The 19934-nt window shown below is 58.7% G+C and carries 17 protein-coding genes; 8 read left to right on the top strand and 9 right to left on the bottom strand.

From position 1 onward, the window contains the following. Positions 1-1032: a LacI family DNA-binding transcriptional regulator gene (locus ACR0NF_RS20105; protein WP_480470634.1), complete on the bottom strand. Its 1032-nt coding sequence runs from the start codon at positions 1030-1032 to the stop codon at positions 1-3. Positions 1033-1247: 215 nt separating this feature from the next. Here ACR0NF_RS20105 and ACR0NF_RS20100 point away from each other — a divergent pair, with 215 nt between their 5' ends. The 5 genes from ACR0NF_RS20100 (at position 1248) to ACR0NF_RS20080 (ending at position 7500) form a co-directional block, all read left to right on the top strand. Next, a complete protein-coding gene (locus ACR0NF_RS20100) occupies positions 1248-2516 on the top strand; it encodes an ABC transporter substrate-binding protein (protein WP_480778840.1) in 1269 nt (422 codons plus the stop codon). Between the two features lie 66 nt (positions 2517-2582). Further along, positions 2583-3590, top strand: coding sequence for a carbohydrate ABC transporter permease (locus ACR0NF_RS20095; RefSeq protein WP_480470632.1), 1008 nt, complete (start codon positions 2583-2585; stop codon positions 3588-3590). Between the two features lie 10 nt (positions 3591-3600). Beyond that, positions 3601-4749 carry a carbohydrate ABC transporter permease gene (locus tag ACR0NF_RS20090; protein WP_480778839.1) on the top strand — a complete coding sequence of 383 codons (1149 nt, stop codon included), beginning with the start codon at positions 3601-3603 and terminating at the stop codon, positions 4747-4749. Between the two features lie 9 nt (positions 4750-4758). Further along, positions 4759-6414, top strand: a complete 1656-nt coding sequence (locus ACR0NF_RS20085) for an alpha-glucosidase (RefSeq protein ID WP_480778838.1) — start codon at positions 4759-4761, stop codon at positions 6412-6414. A 3-nt stretch (positions 6415-6417) separates the two neighbouring features. Beyond that, on the top strand, positions 6418-7500 hold the full coding sequence (locus ACR0NF_RS20080) for an ABC transporter ATP-binding protein (RefSeq protein ID WP_480470629.1): 1083 nt from the start codon (positions 6418-6420) through the stop codon (positions 7498-7500). Here ACR0NF_RS20080 and ACR0NF_RS20075 read toward each other — a convergent pair. The 8 genes from ACR0NF_RS20075 to ACR0NF_RS20040 form a co-directional block, all read right to left on the bottom strand. Beyond that, positions 7497-8618, bottom strand: a complete 1122-nt coding sequence (locus ACR0NF_RS20075) for an aminotransferase (RefSeq protein ID WP_480470628.1) — start codon at positions 8616-8618, stop codon at positions 7497-7499. The two genes, ACR0NF_RS20080 and ACR0NF_RS20075, sit on opposite strands and share 4 nt — an antisense overlap. 68 nt (positions 8619-8686) lie before the next feature. Further along, a complete protein-coding gene (locus ACR0NF_RS20070; protein ID WP_480470627.1) occupies positions 8687-9964 on the bottom strand; it encodes an aspartate aminotransferase family protein in 1278 nt (425 codons plus the stop codon). Between the two features lie 3 nt (positions 9965-9967). Then, positions 9968-11071 carry a mandelate racemase/muconate lactonizing enzyme family protein gene (locus ACR0NF_RS20065; protein ID WP_480470626.1) on the bottom strand — a complete coding sequence of 368 codons (1104 nt, stop codon included), beginning with the start codon at positions 11069-11071 and terminating at the stop codon, positions 9968-9970. 109 nt (positions 11072-11180) lie between these two features. Then, a complete protein-coding gene (locus ACR0NF_RS20060; protein WP_480470625.1) occupies positions 11181-12296 on the bottom strand; it encodes a mandelate racemase/muconate lactonizing enzyme family protein in 1116 nt (371 codons plus the stop codon). Next, on the bottom strand, positions 12293-13399 hold the full coding sequence (locus ACR0NF_RS20055; RefSeq protein ID WP_480778837.1) for a mandelate racemase/muconate lactonizing enzyme family protein: 1107 nt from the start codon (positions 13397-13399) through the stop codon (positions 12293-12295). The genes ACR0NF_RS20060 and ACR0NF_RS20055 overlap by 4 nt, the downstream gene beginning before the upstream one ends. Then, positions 13396-13974, bottom strand: coding sequence for a dimethylsulfonioproprionate lyase family protein (locus ACR0NF_RS20050; protein ID WP_480778836.1), 579 nt, complete (start codon positions 13972-13974; stop codon positions 13396-13398). The genes ACR0NF_RS20055 and ACR0NF_RS20050 overlap by 4 nt, the downstream gene beginning before the upstream one ends. After that, positions 13971-15053, bottom strand: a complete 1083-nt coding sequence (locus ACR0NF_RS20045; RefSeq protein WP_480778835.1) for an alcohol dehydrogenase family protein — start codon at positions 15051-15053, stop codon at positions 13971-13973. The genes ACR0NF_RS20050 and ACR0NF_RS20045 overlap by 4 nt, the downstream gene beginning before the upstream one ends. Next, positions 15050-17503: an FAD-dependent oxidoreductase gene (locus ACR0NF_RS20040; protein WP_480778834.1), complete on the bottom strand. Its 2454-nt coding sequence runs from the start codon at positions 17501-17503 to the stop codon at positions 15050-15052. The genes ACR0NF_RS20045 and ACR0NF_RS20040 overlap by 4 nt, the downstream gene beginning before the upstream one ends. A 65-nt stretch (positions 17504-17568) precedes the next feature. Between ACR0NF_RS20040 and ACR0NF_RS20035 the strand changes: the two genes are divergently transcribed. The 3 genes from ACR0NF_RS20035 to ACR0NF_RS20025 are packed head-to-tail and all read left to right on the top strand — an operon-like array spanning position 17569 to position 19931. After that, a complete protein-coding gene (locus ACR0NF_RS20035; RefSeq protein ID WP_480660536.1) occupies positions 17569-18456 on the top strand; it encodes a MurR/RpiR family transcriptional regulator in 888 nt (295 codons plus the stop codon). Further along, positions 18453-19541 (top strand): aromatic ring-hydroxylating oxygenase subunit alpha, encoded by a 1089-nt coding sequence (locus ACR0NF_RS20030; RefSeq protein ID WP_480470620.1) that lies wholly within the window; start codon positions 18453-18455, stop codon positions 19539-19541. Before ACR0NF_RS20035 ends, ACR0NF_RS20030 begins: the two co-directional genes overlap by 4 nt. 12 nt (positions 19542-19553) lie before the next feature. Next, positions 19554-19931, top strand: a complete 378-nt coding sequence (locus ACR0NF_RS20025; protein WP_480470619.1) for a carboxymuconolactone decarboxylase family protein — start codon at positions 19554-19556, stop codon at positions 19929-19931. Positions 19932-19934 lie beyond the last annotated feature (3 nt).

Below are 19934 nucleotides of genomic sequence, written 5' to 3'. Positions count from 1 at the left end.
TCAATCCCTTCGCAGCGCAGGCCCGGTTGAGCTACCAACAACCAGCTCAGCCTCTAGAAGTCGCGTTTTTGGTGGGTCATTGGGTGCGTTGATCCGTTCGATCAACATTTCTGCTGCCAGATCTCCGGCATGTCGGACGGATGAACGCGTCGCGGTGAAAATCGGTACGTCCTGCCCGTTACGCATGTATGACAACTCATCATCATGGGCGATGACTGAGATATCACGGCCCATCTTCAACCCGTTCTCTTCCAGTGCGCGCCGGATACCCACCGCAGAGATAATGGACGAGGCCAGAATTGCCGTGGGCGGGTTCGGGAGTTTCAGCATGTCGCAAGCAGTTTGGTGCCCGTAAATCTCGGTCATTTCGGCGCTGCGCAGCAATTCCGGATCAGGGGTGATCCCGGCTTCGGCCAAGGCCGCCATATAGCCGTTTCGGCGGCGCTGGGCAAAATCCATCTCTTCCAAGCCGTTGATGAGTGCAATTCGACGATGCCCGAGGTCGATCAGAAAACGCGTCGCACGCTCGAAGGACCGCTGGTTGTTCACGTCGATCCAGTCATAAGGAACTTCTGCGCCGGTCGAGCGACCGTGGACGATAAACGGCACTCCCATCCGGGACAGAACCGAAATCCGCGGTTCGTTCACCTTTGGGCCTTGCAGCACAATGCCATCCACCACGCCGCGATTAAAAAGGCTGCGATAGGAGGCCTCGATCGATGTATCAGGCGCATGGGTGAACATCATGTCATAGTTGTTATCAGCGTATTTCTGCGCCGCGCCGGCAACAAAATCCCCAAAAATCGGATTTACCATCTCATGCTGCGATGAGGTGGGAATCACATGGCCGATCACCATCGAGCGCCCTGTAGCCAGCCCTTTGGCACGACTATTTGGACGGTAGCCGTGCCTGTCGGCAGCGGCCTGAACTCGGATGCGCGTATCCTCTTTCACTTCGGGGTACCCGTTCAACGCTCGGCTGACCGTTGTCTGTGAAAGGCCGAGTATTTCCGAGAGCTGCTTTAAGTTCATGGCTTTCAAAGCGCCTTCAAAAGTTGATTTACATTGTTGTGATTCGAAATCCAGTTTCCGTCAACCTGTTTCGCGAGATAAGCAAAAGTAACCGGTATTATGGCGATGGAGTAACGAAATGTTGACAGAGCTTAAATGTTAGCGGATAAACTCAGGTATTCAAAGCGCTTTGAAAAACGAATCTCGATGCGCGGAACATACTGGGAGGAGAATTCATGAAACACTCGCTTTATGCAGGTGCGGCCACGTTCGCCCTGATGGCGGGCGCGGCGCAGGCTGACAAGGTGACTGTGTTCGGGCCATGGCTGGGGCCGGATCAGGAGAATGTCGAAAAGGTTCTGGATGGCTTCGCCGCCGCGACGGGTCATGAGTATGCCTATGTTGGTTCGGACAGTTTCGAGCAGCAGATCAGAATTGATGCCGAGGCCGGGTCGGCGCCGAATGTTGCTGTCTTCCCTCAGCCTGGGCTTGCGGCGGACATGGCCAAGTCGGGATTTCTGGCCCCGCTGGGTGATGGAACAGCGGATTGGATACGGGACAACTATGCCGCAGGTCAGTCCTGGGTTGATCTGGGAACTTACCCGGGCGCGGACGGACAGGAGCATCTGTACGGCTTCTTCTATAAGGTCGATGTGAAGTCGCTGGTCTGGTACGTGCCAGAGAATTTCGAGGATGCGGGCTATGAAGTCCCAACCACGATGGAAGAACTAAAGGCGCTGACCGACCAGATTGTAGCTGACGGAGAGACGCCGTGGTGTATCGGGCTGGGGTCCGGTGGCGCAACCGGATGGCCGGCGACGGATTGGGTCGAAGACATGATGCTGCGTACGCAGTCGCCCGATGACTACGACGCCTGGGTCGCGAACGAGATGAAGTTTAATGACCCTAAAGTCATCGCAGCGATCGAAGAATTTGGGGCCTTCGCACGCAATGACGACTATGTAGCAGGCGGTGCCGGTGCGGTCGCGACAACAGACTTCCGTGATAGTCCGAAGGGCATGTTCAGTTCTCCTCCGCAGTGTTACCTGCATCGTCAGGCGTCATTCATCCCTGCTTTCTTCCCAGAGGGTACCGTCGTCGGTGAAGATGCGGATTTCTTCTACTTCCCCGCATATGAAAGCAAGGATCTGGGCAGTCCAGTTCTGGGGGCTGGTACGCTTTGGGCAATAACCAATGACAGCCCTGCTGCACACGATCTGATCGCTTACCTGCAAACGCCCGAAGCGCATGAGATCTGGATGCAGTTGACCGGTTTTCTAACCCCCCACAAGGGCGTTGATACCTCATTGTTCTCGGACCCAACGCTGGCGAAAATGAACGACATCCTTCTGGGCGCGACCACGTTCCGATTTGACGGCTCTGACCTGATGCCGGGCGGCGTGGGTGCGGGCACTTTCTGGACCGGAATGGTCGATTATACCGGAGGCAAGCCTGCACAAGAGGTAGCCGATGAAATCCAATCCTCCTGGGATGCGCTGGACTAAGCGCGTCTGAGACCGGGCGGCCTACTCAACAGGCCGCCCCAATCCCCTTTTGCAACGGAGAGCGTCATGCATCCGGCACTTCAGGGCCTGCTGACCATCGCCATCGGCGTGTCGGGCTGTGTGGGCTATTTCTATCTGTCGAACCAGTTTCTGGACAAGGTTCTGTTCCCGGCGCGCGGACCGAATGCGGGTCGCAATATCAACCGTGCCAATATGATCCGGCCCTGGCTGTTTCTGTTTCCTGCGCTGCTCGCTCTGGGCCTGTATCTGGCCTACCCGGTGGTTGAGACGCTGCGCCTGTCGCTGACAGATCGCATCCCCGGGGGAGGCTACGAATGGGTTGGCCTTGAAAATTATCGCCAGATGGCCGCCGAGCCGAAATTCTGGGAAGCCATGCGCAACAACATGCTCTGGTTGATCGTGGTTCCGGCGATGTCGACTGCGTTTGGTCTGCTGGTGGCACAACTGACCGACCGGATCCGCTGGGGCAATGTGGCCAAGGCACTGATCTTCATGCCGATGGCAATCTCGTTCGTCGGGGCCTCGGTGATCTGGAAACTGGTCTATGACACAAGGCCAGCGGAACAGGATCAGATCGGCATTCTGAACGCGCTTTATATCTTTTTTGGCGGAACCGAGCCGCAGACTTGGCTGACGATCCCATTTTGGAACAGTTTCTTCCTGATGATCGTGCTGGTCTGGATTCAGACCGGGTTTGCTATGGTTATTCTATCTGCCGCATTGCGGGGCATTCCAGAAGAGACCATCGAGGCTGCCATTCTGGACGGCGCGAACCCGTTCCAGATCTTTTTCAAGATTAAGGTGCCGCAGATCAAGACCACAATCCTCGTGGTGTGGACGACGATCACGATCACCGTTCTCAAGGTCTTTGACATCGTTTTCGCCATGACCAACGGGCAGTGGGAAACTCAGGTGCTGGCCAATTACATGTTCGACAAACTGTTTCGAGCCAATGACTGGGGCGTGGGATCGGCTTCGGCCATGGTGATCATGCTGCTTGTGACACCGATCCTGATTTGGAACGTGCGCAATGCACGCCAAGAGATGAAATAAGGGGGCGGGTATGAATGATATTGCAGGAACCAAACCGGCTCTCAGATGGGTGGTCCATGCCTCGGTCGTCCTTTTGGTTGTGCTGTGGGTCTTTCCGACGCTGGGTCTTCTGATCTCGTCCTTCCGGACGGCGGACCAGATTGCGACCAGCGGCTGGTGGCGCTCGCTGTTTCCGTCCGAGCAGAACCTGACTCTGCGCAGCGCAGCGCCCGATACGCAGGTCCTGGAAAACGGGGTTTACGTCATCGAAGGCAATCTGTTTGACGCAGGCGTGACGGCCAAGATTTCGCAGTGGGGCGTCAGCTCTCGCGCAATCGATGCGTTCAAACCGGGCGAAACGGCTGAGCTTCGTCGTGGTGGAGATATTACGGTTGACGCTGATGGCAACTACCGGATGGAGAACACCGAAGAGTTCTCGGGCAGCCGCGGCGCGCGCGTCTTTGTAACGGCCGAGTTGCCGCCTGAATTCACGCTAGAGAACTATCACAAGGTGCTGCTGGCCGAAGACAGTACCGACAGCATGGGCAAGGCCTTTTTCAACACACTCACGGTAACGATCCCGGCAACGATCATTCCGATCCTTGTCGCCGCTTTTGCGGCCTATGCGCTCGCATGGATGGATTTCCCGGGCCGTGCCCTGCTGATTGCAGCGGTTGTCGGATTGCTGGTCGTACCCTTGCAATTGGCGCTGATCCCGCTTCTGAAACTTCACCTGAGCATTGGGATTCCCAAAGGGTATCTTGGCGTCTGGCTCGCGCATACCGGTTTCGGGATGCCGCTGGCGATTTACCTGCTACGGAATTACATGGCCGGGCTGCCTCGCGATCTAATTGAAAATGCGCGGGTCGATGGCGCGACCGAGTTCCAGATCTTCACAAAACTGATCCTGCCGCTCAGCTTCCCGGCCTTGGCCTCATTTGCGATCTTTCAGTTCTTATGGACATGGAACGATCTGTTAGTCGCCAAGGTGTTTCTGATTGATGCCACCGGCCAGACCACGGTGATGACGAACCGCATCGTTGAGCTTTTGGGTACGCGGGGCGGCAACTGGGAAATCCTAGCCACTGCGGCGTTCGTCTCAATCGCGGTACCGCTGGTGGTCTTCTTTGCAATGCAAAAATATCTGGTCCGCGGTTTGCTGGCCGGGTCTGTAAAATAAGGGCGTGTGATGAACGTGCAAAACAACGCGACAGCATTCAAAACAACCAAAGCGGCGTCGGAGTGGTGGCGGGGCGGTGTGATCTATCAGATCTATCCACGCAGCTTTCAGGACAGCAACGGCGACGGGATCGGAGACCTCAAGGGCATCACCCAGCGGCTAGGCTACATCGCCTCGCTGGGGGTTGATGCGATCTGGATTTCGCCGTTCTTCAAATCTCCGATGAAGGATTTTGGTTATGACGTCAGCGACTATCGCGATGTCGACCCGATGTTCGGCACCATGGCGGACTTCAAAGAGCTGCTGGATCAAGCCCATGCGCATGGGTTGAAGGTGATGATCGATCTGGTGCTATCCCACACCTCGGACCAACACCCATGGTTTAGCGAAAGCCGCGCCAGTCGCGAGAACTCGAAATCCGATTGGTATGTGTGGGCCGATCCCAAGCCTGACGGGACACCTCCGAATAATTGGCTGTCGATCTTTGGCGGTTCGGCGTGGCAGTGGGATGCGCGGCGGTTACAGTATTATTTGCACAACTTCCTGACCTCGCAGCCGGATTTGAACTTCCATTGCAAGGATGTTCAGGATGCGCTGCTGGATGTGGCGCGCTTCTGGCTGGATATGGGGGTCGACGGGTTCCGTCTGGATACGATCAATTTCTATTTCCACGACGCCCAGCTGCGTGACAATCCCGGCCTGCCGATGGATCAGAGGAACTCATCAATTGCGCCGATGGTGAACCCGTATAACCATCAGGATCACCTCTATTCCAAAAGCCAACCCGAGAATATCGCGTTCCTTGAACGGTTGCGCGCCCTGACTGACGAATACCAGGGCCGCGCCTGTCTGGGCGAGGTCGGCGACGCGCAGCGCGGGCTTGAGATTATGGGCGAGTACACCAGCGGCGATAAACGGATGCATATGTGTTATGCCTTCGAGTTCCTTGAAAAGCGTGCGCTGACGGCAGCTTACACCAAGCAGGTTTTTGATCAGTTGGAGGACAAGGCGGGCGATGCGTGGCCCTGCTGGGCCTTCTCGAACCACGATGTGCAGCGCCATGCCTCGCGCTGGGGTCTGGATGATGCGGCCATCCGACAGCATGCGGTCCTGATGATGTGCCTGAAGGGTTCCGCCTGCCTGTACCAAGGTGAAGAACTGGGTCTGCCCGAGGCAGATGTAGCATTCGAGGATTTGCAGGACCCCTATGGCATTGAATTTTGGCCAGAATTCAAAGGCCGTGACGGTTGTCGGACGCCGATGGTTTGGGCTTCGCAGGATGAACAATCCGGGTTCAGCACAGGCCGACCGTGGTTACCGGTCAGCCGTACACAAGCCGAGCGAGCAGTGGATCGGTTAGAGCAGGACCCAACTTCGATGCTGTACCACTACCGCCATGCGATTGCTTTGCGTCATGCGCATTCAGCGTTGATGTCCGGAGCGCAAACAGGAATGGCACAGATCGGGTCGCTTCTGACCTTCATTCGCGAGGATGACGCCCAGCAGGTGTTTTGCGCTTTTAACATGGGAGCAGAACCCACTGAGGTGTCTCTGCCTGGCGGCGAATGGCATGTGATCGGGGAGGAGTTGGGCGGTGTTCACGGGGAAGGCACTGTGGTGCTGAACGCCGCTCAATTCTGTCTGCTGGCTCGGGAAAAGAGGTAAACCATGTCGGAACTCAAGCTTACGGATGTGGCCAAGTCCTATGGCCCGGTCGATGTTTTGAAACATATCGATCTCGATATCGAACAGGGTGAGCTGGTCGTTTTTGTCGGCCCTTCGGGCTGTGGTAAATCCACGTTGCTGAGGATGATCGCGGGCCTTGAAAAGATCACGGGTGGCACGCTTGAGATCGAAGGGCAGGTGGTGAACGATGTGCCGCCCGCGCAGCGGGGCATCGCGATGGTGTTCCAGTCTTATGCGCTTTATCCGCATATGACGGTGCGGGAAAACATGGCCTTCGCGCTCAAGATCGCCAAGATGCCAAGCGCTGAGGTTGATGCGGCCGTGGATCGCGCCGCGCAGATTCTGCAGCTTGAACCGCTGCTGGATCGTCTGCCCAAGGCACTGTCCGGCGGGCAGCGCCAGCGTGTTGCAATAGGACGGGCCATCGTGCGCGACCCAAAGGTGTATTTGTTTGACGAGCCGCTCTCGAACCTGGACGCTGCGTTGCGCGTGGCCACACGGATCGAGATTGCGCGTCTGAAAGAAGCGATGCCCGATAGCACGATGATCTACGTCACCCATGATCAGGTCGAGGCGATGACCCTGGCCAGCCGCATCGTGGTTTTGGCCAACAAGGGAATCGCTCAGGTTGGCACACCGCTCGAATTGTATGAGACGCCTGACAATGAGTTCGTCGCGCAATTCATCGGCTCACCCGCCATGAATCTGCTTCCGGGCACCATCACCGCGACCGGAGAGACGACGACTGTGGCACTGGATGATGGTGGCGTGGCGGTCTCTTCGATACCGACCGATGCCTCGGACGAAGGCAAAACCGTCAATATCGGCGTCCGGCCTGAGGATTTGGTGATGGCCGAGGAAGACGCGATCTATTCCGGCGTGGTGGACTTTACCGAAGCGCTGGGCGAGGTTACGTTGCTCTATTTCGCAGCACCCGAAGACCGGGATGCAGTGATTGCCAAGCTTCCTGGCATTCAGCGTAATCTGCGTGGGCAAAGCGTCTCGGTCACCGCTGCGCCCGAGAAAGTGCATCTGTTCCACAATGGTCAGTCGATGCGGCGCTAACCCAGTTTTGCTAGGAAACCGGAGACCTTCTCCAATCCGTCGCGAAGGATCGAGGGCGTATTGGCGTAACCGATCCGAACGCAGCCTTCTAATCCCAGCGCAGAGCCCGGCGTGAACATCACACCGGTGCCCTGCAGTAGTTTCACGCAGAATTCGCGTGAGGGCATGTCGAAATCATAGTGCAACAGCGCGGTCGTCCCGGCTTTGGGTTTGATCCAGCTGATCCGGGGCTCTTTCGCAACCCATTCCGCCAGCATGGCAAGGTTGCCGCGCGTGATGGCTTGACTGCGCGCCAGAACCTTGTCGTGGTGTTCCAGCGCGAGTGTCGCGAAATGGTCGTCGATCATACCGACCGAGATCGTATCGTAATCCCGATGGATCGATACCGCCTCGATCAATTCTGGTGCGGCGGCGATCCAGCCCAGCCGCAGCCCCGCCAGTGAGAATGCCTTGGACATGCCCGCAGTCGAAATTCCTTTCTCATAGAGATCAGAAACTGCGTCGGTCATGCCGGAGCCTTCTTGCCCGGTGCCGCGATAAACCTCGTCACACAGCAACCAGGCCCCGGCGGCGCGCGCGATCTCAACAATCTCAAGCAGGAAAGCGCGATCCATCACCGCGCCGGTCGGATTGTTGGGGTTGTTGATGGCGATCAGTTTGGTGTCTTGCGTCACTGCGGCGCGCAGCTCTTCCAGATCGGGCAGATAGGCGTTCTCGGCCCGCAGTTGGATTTGCGTCACCTCCGCACCGATGCTGGCCGGGATCGAGTAATGCTGTTGATAGGTCGGCACAACGGCCACCACCTTGTCGCCACGTTCGACCAGGGTTTTGTGGACCAACATGTTGGCCCCGATCGTACCGTGGGTGACGATGATATTCTCGCGCGCCTGTCGCTCATACAGGCCACAAATCGCATCGCGCAGCCGATCCGAACCCCGTATCGCGCCATAGGTCATCTTCATCCCCAGCAGCTCGGACAGATCATCCGAGTTTCGGCCGGCAAGCTGCAACAGCTCTGCGATGGTCAGGCTTTCGACACAGGTCTCCGCAAGATTATAGGCGCATCTGGTTTCCCATTCGTCCATCCAGATTTCGACGCCAAAGGGTTCGATCTTCATCGCACTATCCTGCCTGACTGAGCCTTAGCGCATCGTTCCCACGGCGAAGGCGCGAGGTCAACCAGAGCCTAGTCTGACTGGATCGTCGCAACCGCCGCCTGCACGGCTGCTTCTGTCAGGTCCAGATCAGCCTGCGTCACAGCGAGCGAGGGGTATAGTTTCCCCGGTGACTTAAACACACCTTTCTCACGCAGGACCGCATTGTAACGCGCATTCCGTCCGGGATCGTCATGGGCAGCGCTGCGGTAGTCGCGACAGGTTTGTTCGGTGAAGTAGATGTCGAACAGCGTCTCGTCGCCACAAATCCGATGCGGGATTCCGGCTTTGGTCAAAGCGTCGGATTGCATCGCCTGCAGCTTGCGTCCGATGTCGCGCAAGTGGTCATAAGCACCCTCACGTGCCAGAATTTCCATCGTTTTCAGCCCCGCTGCTGCGGCGACCGGGTTGCCTGAAAGCGTGCCCAGCTGCATCAGCCATTTATCGGCGCCGACCTTGTCCTTGTCGAAATGCTGCATGATCTCGGCGCTGGCCCCCAGGGCGGCCAAAGGGAAGCCGCCGCCGATGATCTTGCCCAGCGTGCAGATATCGGGCGTCACGCCATAATGCTCCTGTGCGCCGCCATAGGCGAGGCGGAATCCGGTGACGATCTCGTCAAAGATCAGCAAGACACCGTGCGTGTCGCACAGATCGCGCAGCCCCTGCAGATAGCCCGGCTCGGGCGGGATGATCCGCTGCAATGGCTCGACCATGATCGCGGCCACGTCACCGTGTTCCGCCAGCAGAGCGGCCACGGCCTCGAGGTCATTGTAAGGCGCAATCAGCATCTGGTCAGCAACGCCTTGCGGAATACCGGCGCTATCTGGCACGGCTTGGGGGAAGTTGACCCGTTTCGCTGGCGCGAGGCTCATCTGCGCTTCGGCGCTCATGCCGTGATATCCGCCTTCGAATTTCAGGATCTTGTCCTTGCCTGTATAGGCGCGCGCGAGCCGGATCGCGTACATATCCGCCTCACCCCCCGAAGCGACAAAGCGGACCTGTTCACAACACGGCACCGCGTTCACGATGGCCTCGGCCAGCTCTACGCCTTTGCTGTTGTTGGCAAAGAAGGTCATGCCCTTGGGTAGCTGTTCCAGTACGGCCTCCATCACCTCGGGATGGCCGTGCCCCAGCAGCATCGGGCCGGAGCCGATCAGATAGTCGACATATTCCCTGCCGTCCTCATCCCAGACCCGGCTGCCTTCGCCGCGTGCGATGATGATGCCGGGGTCGAAATTGCCAAACCCTCCGGCAGGCAGAACCTGTTCGGCGCGGGCGATCCATTCGGATTGTGTATGCGTTTTCAACATGTGTCAGGCCATTTCCAAAATCGGAGTTCCAAGGAGTTCCGGATCGGGCGTCACACCCAGCCCCGGGCCGTCAGGCGGCGCGATCCGACCATCCGCACGTTCTGGCGCATCAGGGCAGAGGCGCGGCGAAACATAAGAGGATAGATCGCAGGTATTCATCAACGAACCATGTGGTGTGGAGGCAGCAAAATGCAACGAAGCGGCGGTAACGATATCGGAACCCCACGTGCATTCGGCGCAGATCTCGGCCCCCAGATGAATGGTCAAGTCGCGCGCGCGGCGCATCGACGACAGGCCGCCGAATTTCGACAGTTTAAGCGCAACCGCGTCCATGCAGCCCAGTTCCGACGCCCGCAGCAGTGAGGCCAGATCGTACGCGTTTTCGTCTATTTTCATCGGCAGGCCGGTGGCCTGACGGACGGCGGCGCAGTCCTCAAGCGTTATGCAGGGCTGTTCCAGCATGATATCCAGATGCGCCACGGCGCGCCCGGTACGGGTGGCTTGCAGGCGCGAGGCTCCGCAGTTCCAGTCGCCATAGACCAGCGGGCCGGGACCCACGGCCTCTCGTACCTTGATTAGCCGTTCGGCGTCGGCCTGCCAGTCGCCCTCGACTCCCAGCTTGACCTGAAACTGTCGAATTCCGGTCTGATAAGCAGTTTGGGCGATCCGGACCATCTCATCCGACGCGACGCAGGTGATTGAATGATACAGGGGCATGTCCTTGCGCGTCCGCCCGCCCAGAAGCGCATAGACAGGTTGCCCCGTGGCTTTCCCAAACAAATCCCACAAGGCGATGTCGACGATCGATTTGGCGTGGGCATGACCCAGCAGGAAGCCATCCAGTTTCCGCATAGGGGCATCCGGGCCAAAGGGAGACATGCCGAGGATTTCAGGCCCCATCTCGGCCACTGCACTGGGCACACCTTTGGCAAAGGCAGGCAGGTAATGCGGTATCGGACAGACCTCGCCCCAGCCTTTCAAGCCGGTATCTGTTTCAAGACACAGTACATGGGTTTCGACGGTAGCGCAGGTTTTGCCGTCGGCCATGTAGTAGGTTTCGTGGCTGGTCAGGTCGATGGACCAGAGGGATATCTTGGTGATCTTCATTCAACCCATCCTTTGGGCTTGAGTGTGGCGTGGTCAGAGGGGCCAGCCCCTCTCTTGGCCTGTGGCCAATTCACACCCCGGGATATTTTGGGCCAGATGAAGGGGCGGATCATCGCGGGGCCTCGTAGGTTGCGATTGGAGGGCCGAGGGCGTCTTCGTCCGGGTGTACGCCGAGACCGGGGACCTCGGGCAAGTGAAGGTGGCCGTTGATATTGCGCGGCCCGCGACCGCCTGCGATGTCGACGGTAATCATGTCCTGACAGGCCCAGACTGCGTGGCAGTTCGCGTCCGGTATGGTCGCGGCCAGATGCAGGGCTTCGGCATCGGCCAATACTGTACCGCCTGTAGCCATGACGAACATATCGATCCCGTGCGCCAGCGCGACGTCTCGCATCCGGGCGGCTTTGGTCAGCCCTCCGACGCGGTTGAGCTTGATACCAAAGATCTCTGCGATGCCATCGCGGGTGATGCGGGTCGCGTCCTGCAGGGTGACGAGGCTTTCATCCACTGAAACCGGCGAGGCGTGTTTGCCGGAAATCGCCGCGATATCGTCCAGCGTTTCGCAGGGTTGTTCGATCATCACGTTGAGGTCTTCGACCGCGCTCATCACCCGCAAGGCTTGCTGCCGGGTCCAGCCGCGGTTGACGTCATACAGGATGATGTCCTCGGGATTGCGCAGGTTTTCGACGTCGCGGATACGGGCGATGTCACGGGCCACATCGCCGCCGATCTTGACCGAATGGGCGATATAACCGCGTTGGCGATAGCGATCGATCACAGAGCGGGTTTCTTCAATTGTTTTGGCCCCCACCGACGAGGCGACGGGGCGCGGGGTGCGAGAGCCTCCGCCCAGCAGATCGGCAATCGGCAAACCAGAAGCCTGACCAGCAATGTCCCAGCATGCCATATCAATCGGGCTTTTGGCATAGAGATGCCCGGGTAGCGCCAGATCCATCGCGCGTTCGACATCCAGTACCCGGCGCGGATCAAGGCCCAGAATGAACCGAGACATAGTTTCGATACCGGCACGAATGCCAGGGCCGTGGGCCGGAACATAAGTGTGCCCCCAGGGTGTGCCTTCACCCCATCCGATCAGCCCGGCATCGGTTTCGATTTTCACCAGCGTTGCATCGAGTGTTTCGAACTTCAGCCGCCCAGCGGACAACCAATAGGGATGCTCCAACGGAAGATCGACCTGATACACGGAAATGGATGTAATCTTCATAAGCCGTACTCTGCTACTGGCGCGCCGAGGCTTTCTAAGTCAGGAACGACACCCATGCCGGGCGTATCGGGCGCAAACAGTTTCCCATTCCGTGCCACCGCGCCACCGATCCCGGTCGAGCGCGTGTTATAGTTCATCAGATCCGTGGTGTTCTGCAGATACTCAGGCGGAGTCGAAGCCGCGAAATGCGCCACGGCGGCGGTTGCGATCTCACCGCCCCACGTGTCTTCGCTGACCACGGGGATGCGGTTTTCGATCAGGTAATCGCGCACGCGCCGCGCCTTGCTGAGCCCGCCGAGATTCGAGATTTTCAGGCAGCAGATTTCAGCCCCGCGATCCGCAACGACCCGCTGGGCCATATGCATACCCGTCAGACATTCATCCAGCTTCATCGGCTGTTCGGCGACGCGGCGCACCTGCTGGCATTCCTCGTAGGTCCGGCAAGGCTGTTCAAGGATGAAATCCAGATCACTGGTCGCCCGCGCCACGCGGATCGCATTGTCGACCCGCCACCCTTGATTGGCATCCGCCATCGCCTTTTCTCCGGCGTTTAACAACGGCACTGTCGCGCGTATCCGGTCGATATCAGTTGCCCAATCGCCGCCGACCTTGATCTGGAACTGGCGATAACCCTGATCGCGATAGGCGTTCATCTCGGCGATGGTTTCATCCGTCGCTTTCTGTGGTGCGACCCTATACATCGGTGCACCGTCCGTTAGCTTGCCGCCCAACAACATCCAGACCGGCTGATCGCAAGCCTGTCCGAGGATATCCCAGCAGGCCGCATCGAACGGGGCCTTGGCATAGCCGTGACCTTGGATAAGATGATCCATCAATTGCTCGATCCGTCCGACCTGTCGTGGATCTTCGCCCAGCAGCTTGGGCGCGACCAGCTTGGCCAGCGCCGGGACACCTTCGGAATGGGCGATCATGTAGTTCTCACCGCAGGGCGTGAACTCACCACAGCCTTGCAGGCCCGCATCGGTGTCGATGACCACGACCGAGGCTATGGCCGTTTCAATCGCATTTCCCGCGCCCCAAACGTACGCGCCGCCTACATAAGGCAGCCCGGTCTGATAGATGCGGATGCGTGTGATCTTCATGATGCATCCATTTGCGGCAGGGCATTCAGACCCGCGCCGCGCCACAGCACGAAGGTCAGGATGGGCTGATCGCCGGTGATCATCGCATGGCTTTGCCAGCTTTGGTGCAGGCGGGTCTGGCCGGGGCCGACAAAAGCCTCGTCACCTTCGACCCGGAATTGCGCGCCGCCGGCGAGGGTCACGTATAGTTCCTCGGCCTGATGGCTGTGCCAGTCATAGTTCAGGCCCGCGCCCCAATATGCGACATAGCCCCGCAATTGGGTCGAGTGGAAATGCCCGGTCGGCCCGAACAATTCATAATACCCATAACGCGCGAGGAAGTCCGCACCGACCTCCTCCTCGGTATAGGTCACTTTCCAGTTCGCCAGCTCAGCTGTCGCTGCAATGGCTTCGACCATGCAGTGTGTTACCTCGGATCCAGCAAGGTCGAAGCTGCGAACAAGCTGAGTTGCCGGGATCGGCGAGGGTGCCGTTTCCGTCGATGCCAGATCTGTGGGCCAATCGGCAAACCCTGCCAGATCAGGGTGCGATTGATGTAAAAGCCGGGCTGCTTCCAGAACATCATGCATCTTCATGGGATCACCACGATATTCCCGGTGTGTTTCTTGGCGATAAAGGCGGCCTGAGCCGCGTGCAATTCGCTCAGCGGATAAGTCGCGGCGAGCGCAGGTTTCACCTCGCCAGCCTCAATGTATCGAACGAGGTTTTGCATTACCTCCGGGTCAATCACGGTCGAGCCGGTAAAGGTCAGATCGCGCAAATAGAAAGTACGCAGATCGAACTCCACCATCGGGCCAGCGATCGCGCCCGAGCAGGTATAGCGCCCGCCGCGCTCCAAAACGTCGATCAGCTTTGGCCAGTACGGCCCACCGACCACATCGGCAACGATGGTGATCTTTTCCTGCCCAAGCGCGGCGCGCAGGTTTTCCGGTGCGCGCGGCAGGATGCGGTCAGGTCCAAGCTGCGCGACCTCGGCGTGTTTGGCTTCTGACGCCAGGGCGATCACCCGCGCGCCGCGTCGCTTTGCCAACTGGACCAATGCACCTCCGACGCCGCCCGATGCGCCAGGCACCAGAACTGTGTCGTTCTCCGAGACATTTGCGCGGGTCAGCATCCCTTCGGCGGTGGAATATGAGCACGAGAATGTCGCCAGTTCCGCATCTGACAGAGGGGATTGGATCGCGATGGCATTCTGTGTGGGGATTGTCGTGTATTGCGCAAACCCGCCATCCCGTTCGGAACCAAAATAGCCGGTCTTGTCCTTGTTCGTTGGCTCTGCCGGATCGCGCAGCCAGCAATCGGTGATCACTCGCTCGCCGATCCTGAGTGGGTCCGCACCTTCGCCAACGGCGACGATCTGGCCGCACACATCTGCGCCTTGAATGCGCGGAAAAACCAGAGGCGCGCCGCCCCAGGTCGGGTCCTCCTCGCCGACTTCTTCAAATGCGCCGCCAGTCGTGGCGTCGCTCACGGTTTTCGAATACCAGCCAGAGCGCGTATTCACGTCGGTATTGTTCAGCCCGCAGGCTCCGACCCGGATCAATACTTCGCCCGAGGCAGGGATCGGGCACGGCCAGTCTTCGTGCCAGGCCATCTGATCCAGATCGCCGTGACCCATGGTGACCATGGCCTGCATTGTGGTGGGATGCGTCATTGGGCGGCCTCGAGCGCGGCGTCCGTGCGGGGGAGCAGGTTTTGCGGGTCATAAGCGGGCTCAGACAAAACCAGCGCGGCGCGGGGTGTGCCATGGATGATGACCTCAAGCTGGGTGCCTGCAGCGGCGGCTTCGGGCTTGATATAAGCGAAGGCCAGGATTTTGCCGACTGTGTGGCCATACGCTACGGACGCGGTCGAGCCAACAACACGCCCGTCAAGCAACACGGCCTCACCACCATGTCCGTCGATCTCACCATCCGGTTCGATCTCAAGATAGGTACAGATCCACGGCAAATCTGTGTTCAGGGTCTTGTCCTTGCCGAGATAGTCTTTGTCGGTTCTCGCAAAGCGCAGCACATCGGCTTCGGCCAAAGTGACCTCATTGGTTAGCTCTCCGGCCCCTTTGAAGCCTTTCTCCATCCGCATCACATTCATCGCAAAGCTGCCGTAGTCGGCGATTCCATGCGCTTCGCCAGCTGACCAGAGCGCGTTGTAGACGTCCAGACAGGCGGCATTAGGCATATGCAGTTCCCAGCCAAGCTCGCCTGCATAGGACATCCGGAAAGCCCAGACATCATGACCCGCGATCCTGATCCGCTGAGCAGAGAGCCAGCGGAACCCGGCATTGCTGAGGTCGGCATCAGTGCAGGCGCTCAGGACATCACGTGACTTTGGCCCGTTCAAAGACAGAGCCGACCAATCTACGGAAAGTGCGGTGATCACGACGTCTTCGGCATCGCGCTGCTGTGCCAGATGATCCAGCAGGCGTTGTTCGAAAAACGCGGCACATACGAGGTAATAGCGATCCTGCGCCATGCGCACGATGGTCGTCTCCAACTCGATCCGACCCCGGCGGTTCAGCATGTGGGTCAGGGTGATCGAGCCATCTTTCTGCGGCATCCGGTTCGCGGTCAGCCGATCCAGCAGGGCGTAGGCATCAGGGCCTGAAACCTCGACCTTGGTGAAGGCGGTGACGTCTATGATGCCGACCCGTTCGCGCACGGCTTTGACTTCTTGCGCGACCATGTCGTCCGCAGCAGTCCGGCGGAAGGAATAGTGATCCTGTTGCGCGACCCCATCCCGTGCAAACCAGCGCGGGCGTTCAAAGCCATAGACCTCTTCATGCACCGCCCCCTTTGATTTCAGCAACTCATGCAGCGGCGACGGTTTGATCGGACGGCCCGCCAGGCGATTGAAATGCGGGAAGGGGATTTCGTGGCGCAGGCAATAGTCTTCCTCAGCCTTGATCACCTGCCAGTCTTTCGTGGCGTAGCTGCCAAAGCGGCGGGGATCATACTCGCGCATCGAGATATTGGCAGCCCCATGCACCATCCAGCGTGCCAGCTCGCGCGTCAGGCCCGGCCCCCAGCCGATCCCGATTTGCGTGCCGCAGCAGCACCAGTAATTCCGCACGCCCGGCGCAGGCCCTATCAGCGGGTTGCCATCGGGCGGATGGCTGATCGCACCGTGGACCTCGCGCTGAATGCCCAGTTCAGCAAAGATCGGCATCCGGTTCAGGCTTTCCTCTAGCCACGGCATTACCCGGTCGTAATCGGCATCAAACAGCCAGTTCTCGTAGTCCCACGGGCAGTGATCATGCCAGACCGAGTTTGGGTTCTCTTTCTCGTAGATACCGATCAGCCCGCGCTTTTGCTCCATCCGGATATAGCCCGAGACCTTCTTGTCGTCCCGGATCACTGGCAGTTCTTTGTCCAGAGCTTCGAACTCGGGCACCGGCTCGGTCACAAAATAATGGTGCGTCATCGAGGTCATCGGCAGTTGCAGGCCCGACCATTCGCCCATCTGCCGCGCATAAGTGCCGCCCGCGTTGACCACGTGCTCGCAGGTGATCGTGCCCTTGGGCGTCTCGACCACCCATTCACCGTTCTCGGCCTGCGTGATGTTGGTCGCCTGACAATGACGGATGATCCGAACGCCCTTCTGACGCGCACCTGCGGCCATCGCCATGGTCACGTTGGTCGGGTCCACATGGCCGTCATCGGGCGTGTGCAGCGCGCCCAACACACCATCCAGATTGTAGAACGGATGCAGCTCGGCAATCCGATCCGGGCCAACCAGTTCGATGTTGAAACCCAGCGAACGACCCACAGACAGAGTATGGCGCAGCCAGTCCATCTCGTCTTCGGTATAGGCCAGCCGGAACGAACCACATCCATGCCATGTCACGGCCTGACCGGTCTCGGCCTCCAAGGCGCTGGAGTACAGCCCGATATTGTAATCGACGCATTTGCCTAAGCCGAAGCTAGAGGTCGAATGGGTGATCTGCCCCGCCGCATGCCAGGTGCTGCCGCTGGTCAGTTCGGCCTTTTCCAGCAGCACAGTGTCTGTGCCCCAGCCCTCGTGCCCAAGGTGATAGGCAAGGCCCACCCCCATCACTCCGCCACCCACGATAACCACGCGTGCGTGGGTCGGGAAATCAGATGCCATCGGATCAATCCTCTGAGTCGATTTTGTCTCGACATCGTAAGCAAACAAAAGTACCATCGTCAATCATGAATGGGACAAATGTATCAAATACGATTCTTGAGCGGTTGGCGGACGAACTGTCCGAGCTGACGCCAGAGGCGCGCAAGGCCGCCACTTATGTGCTGGAAAACCCGCGCGATGTGGGGGTTTCGACGGTGCGGGAAATCGCCGAGGCCGCGAATGTGAAGCCCAACACCATCGTCCGCATGGCGCGGCAGGTCGGGTTCGATGGCTACGAGGATTTCCGTGTGCCCTTCCGCGAGGCAATCCGGCGCGGGCAGGCCGATTTCCCGGATCGCGCCCGCTGGCTGCAGGATATTCGCAAGTCCGGAAATATGGGCGGGCTATATGCGGACATGGTCCAAGACGCCTTGCGCAATGTCGAGGAGACCTTTGCCAATATCTCGTCCGAACAGTTGAAAGCCGCCGCCGAAGACATCTGGAATTCGCGCAATGTGTTCGTGCTGGGCGTGGGCGTAAACAACTCGAATGCGCGGAACTTTGTCTATCTGGCGTCGACCGGGATGGTGCAGTTCCACGCAATCCCGCGCCCCGGATCGAATCCGATCGACGATCTGGCTTGGGCCGATGAACGCGACGTTCTGATCGCCATGACCTGCAAGCCTTATCGCAACGAGGTGGTCGAGGCGGTTCATGTCGCAAAGGAACAGGGCCTGAAGGTCGTGGGCCTGTCCGACAGTCCCGCCAGCCCAATTCTACGCAGCGCCGACCATGGCTTTGTCATCTCGGCGGATACGCCACAGTTCTTCCCGTCCTCGGTCAGTACGGTTGCCTTGCTGGAAACGCTGCTGTCTTTCGTGATCGCCGTTGCCAGCGACGAGATCGTCGAGCGGGTCGAAACTTTTCATAAACGTCGCCATCAGCTTGGCCTTTATCACTCGGAGGACACGTGACAGCACCCATCCAATCTCTTGCAGCCCGGTATTATACTGATCCCGCCATATTTCGGTTGGAAACGGAAGGGTTGCTCGCGCGTACCTGGCAGTTTGGTTGCCATGCATCTGAACTGGCTGAGCCGGGCGCTTATGTGGCCTTCGAGGTTGCCGGGCAGGACCTGTTTGCCATTCGCGGGCGCGACTCGAAGATCCGCGTGTTCTACAATGTATGTCAGCACCGCGCCCATCAACTGGTCGAGGGCACAGGCACCACGCGCGTTGTGGTCTGCCCCTATCACGCCTGGACCTATGAGTTGACCGGAGAGTTGCGGGCCGGGCCGAACCTCAAGGCGGTTGAAGGGTTCGACAAATCCTCCGTGTGTCTGAACGAAGTGCGCACCGAAGAGTTCCTGGGCTTTGTCTTCGTCAATCTCGATCCCAACGCTGCGCCCATGGATGAGTGGTTTCCGAACGCCCGCGCCGAGCTTGAGGAATGGGTGCCCAACTGGGCCGATCTGAAGCCGTTGGAATGGGTCGAGATACCGGAACTGTGCAACTGGAAGGTCTCAGTCGAGAATTACTCGGAGTGCTACCATTGCTCGCTCAACCATCCGACTTTTGCCAATGGCGTGGTCAGGCCGGAAACCTATGACATTCAGCCTCAGGGCATGTGCCTGCGCCACACGACGGAATGCCAAAGCCTCGAGAACATGACTTATGACATTAAGTCAGGCTTTGAGCATTTCGATGAGTATTCCAGTTGGTTCCTCTGGCCGATGTTCTCGTTTCAGGTCTATCCGGGGAACGTGCTGAACACCTATCACTGGCGTGCTGTGGATGCCGACCACGTGGTGGTTTGGCGCGGTTGGTATTCGGTGGGTGGCATGGACGACCAGAAGATAAGGCAACTTGCTGCACAGGATCGGGCAACAACGGTGGAAGAGGATATCCGGCTGGTCGAATCCGTACAGCGTGGCCTGCATTCGCGCGGATATCGTCCGGGCCCTCTGGTCGTCGATCCCAAAGGTGGGGTAAATTCGGAACATCCCGTCATGCATCTACAAAAATGGATGCGCGAAGCGGTTGACGGGCAGCCTCAATAAAAGGACCGAGTGATGAGCACATTTGACGAAGACCTGTTCCTGAAAGGTCTGGAACAGCGCAAGGCGACGCTGGGCGCGGAGTATGTGGAAAAGAATCTGGCCGCTGCCGATGATTTTACCCGCCCGTTTCAGGAAGCGATGACCGCTTGGTGCTGGGGCTTCGGCTGGGGTGACGATGTGATCGACGCCAAGACACGGTCCATGATGAACCTGTCGATGATCGGTGCGCTGGGCAAAATGCATGAATGGGAAATCCATTGCCGGGGTGCGATCAACAACGGCGTCACGACCGAGGAAATCCGCGCCATCATCCATGTCATAGGCATCTATTGCGGCGTGCCGCAGGCGCTGGAATGCTTCCGCGTGGCCCGCAAGGTGATTGAGGGCTAAGCG

The organism is Ruegeria sp. CF4 (genome assembly GCF_056537345.1).
This window is presented reverse-complemented; position numbering and strand designations above follow the sequence as displayed.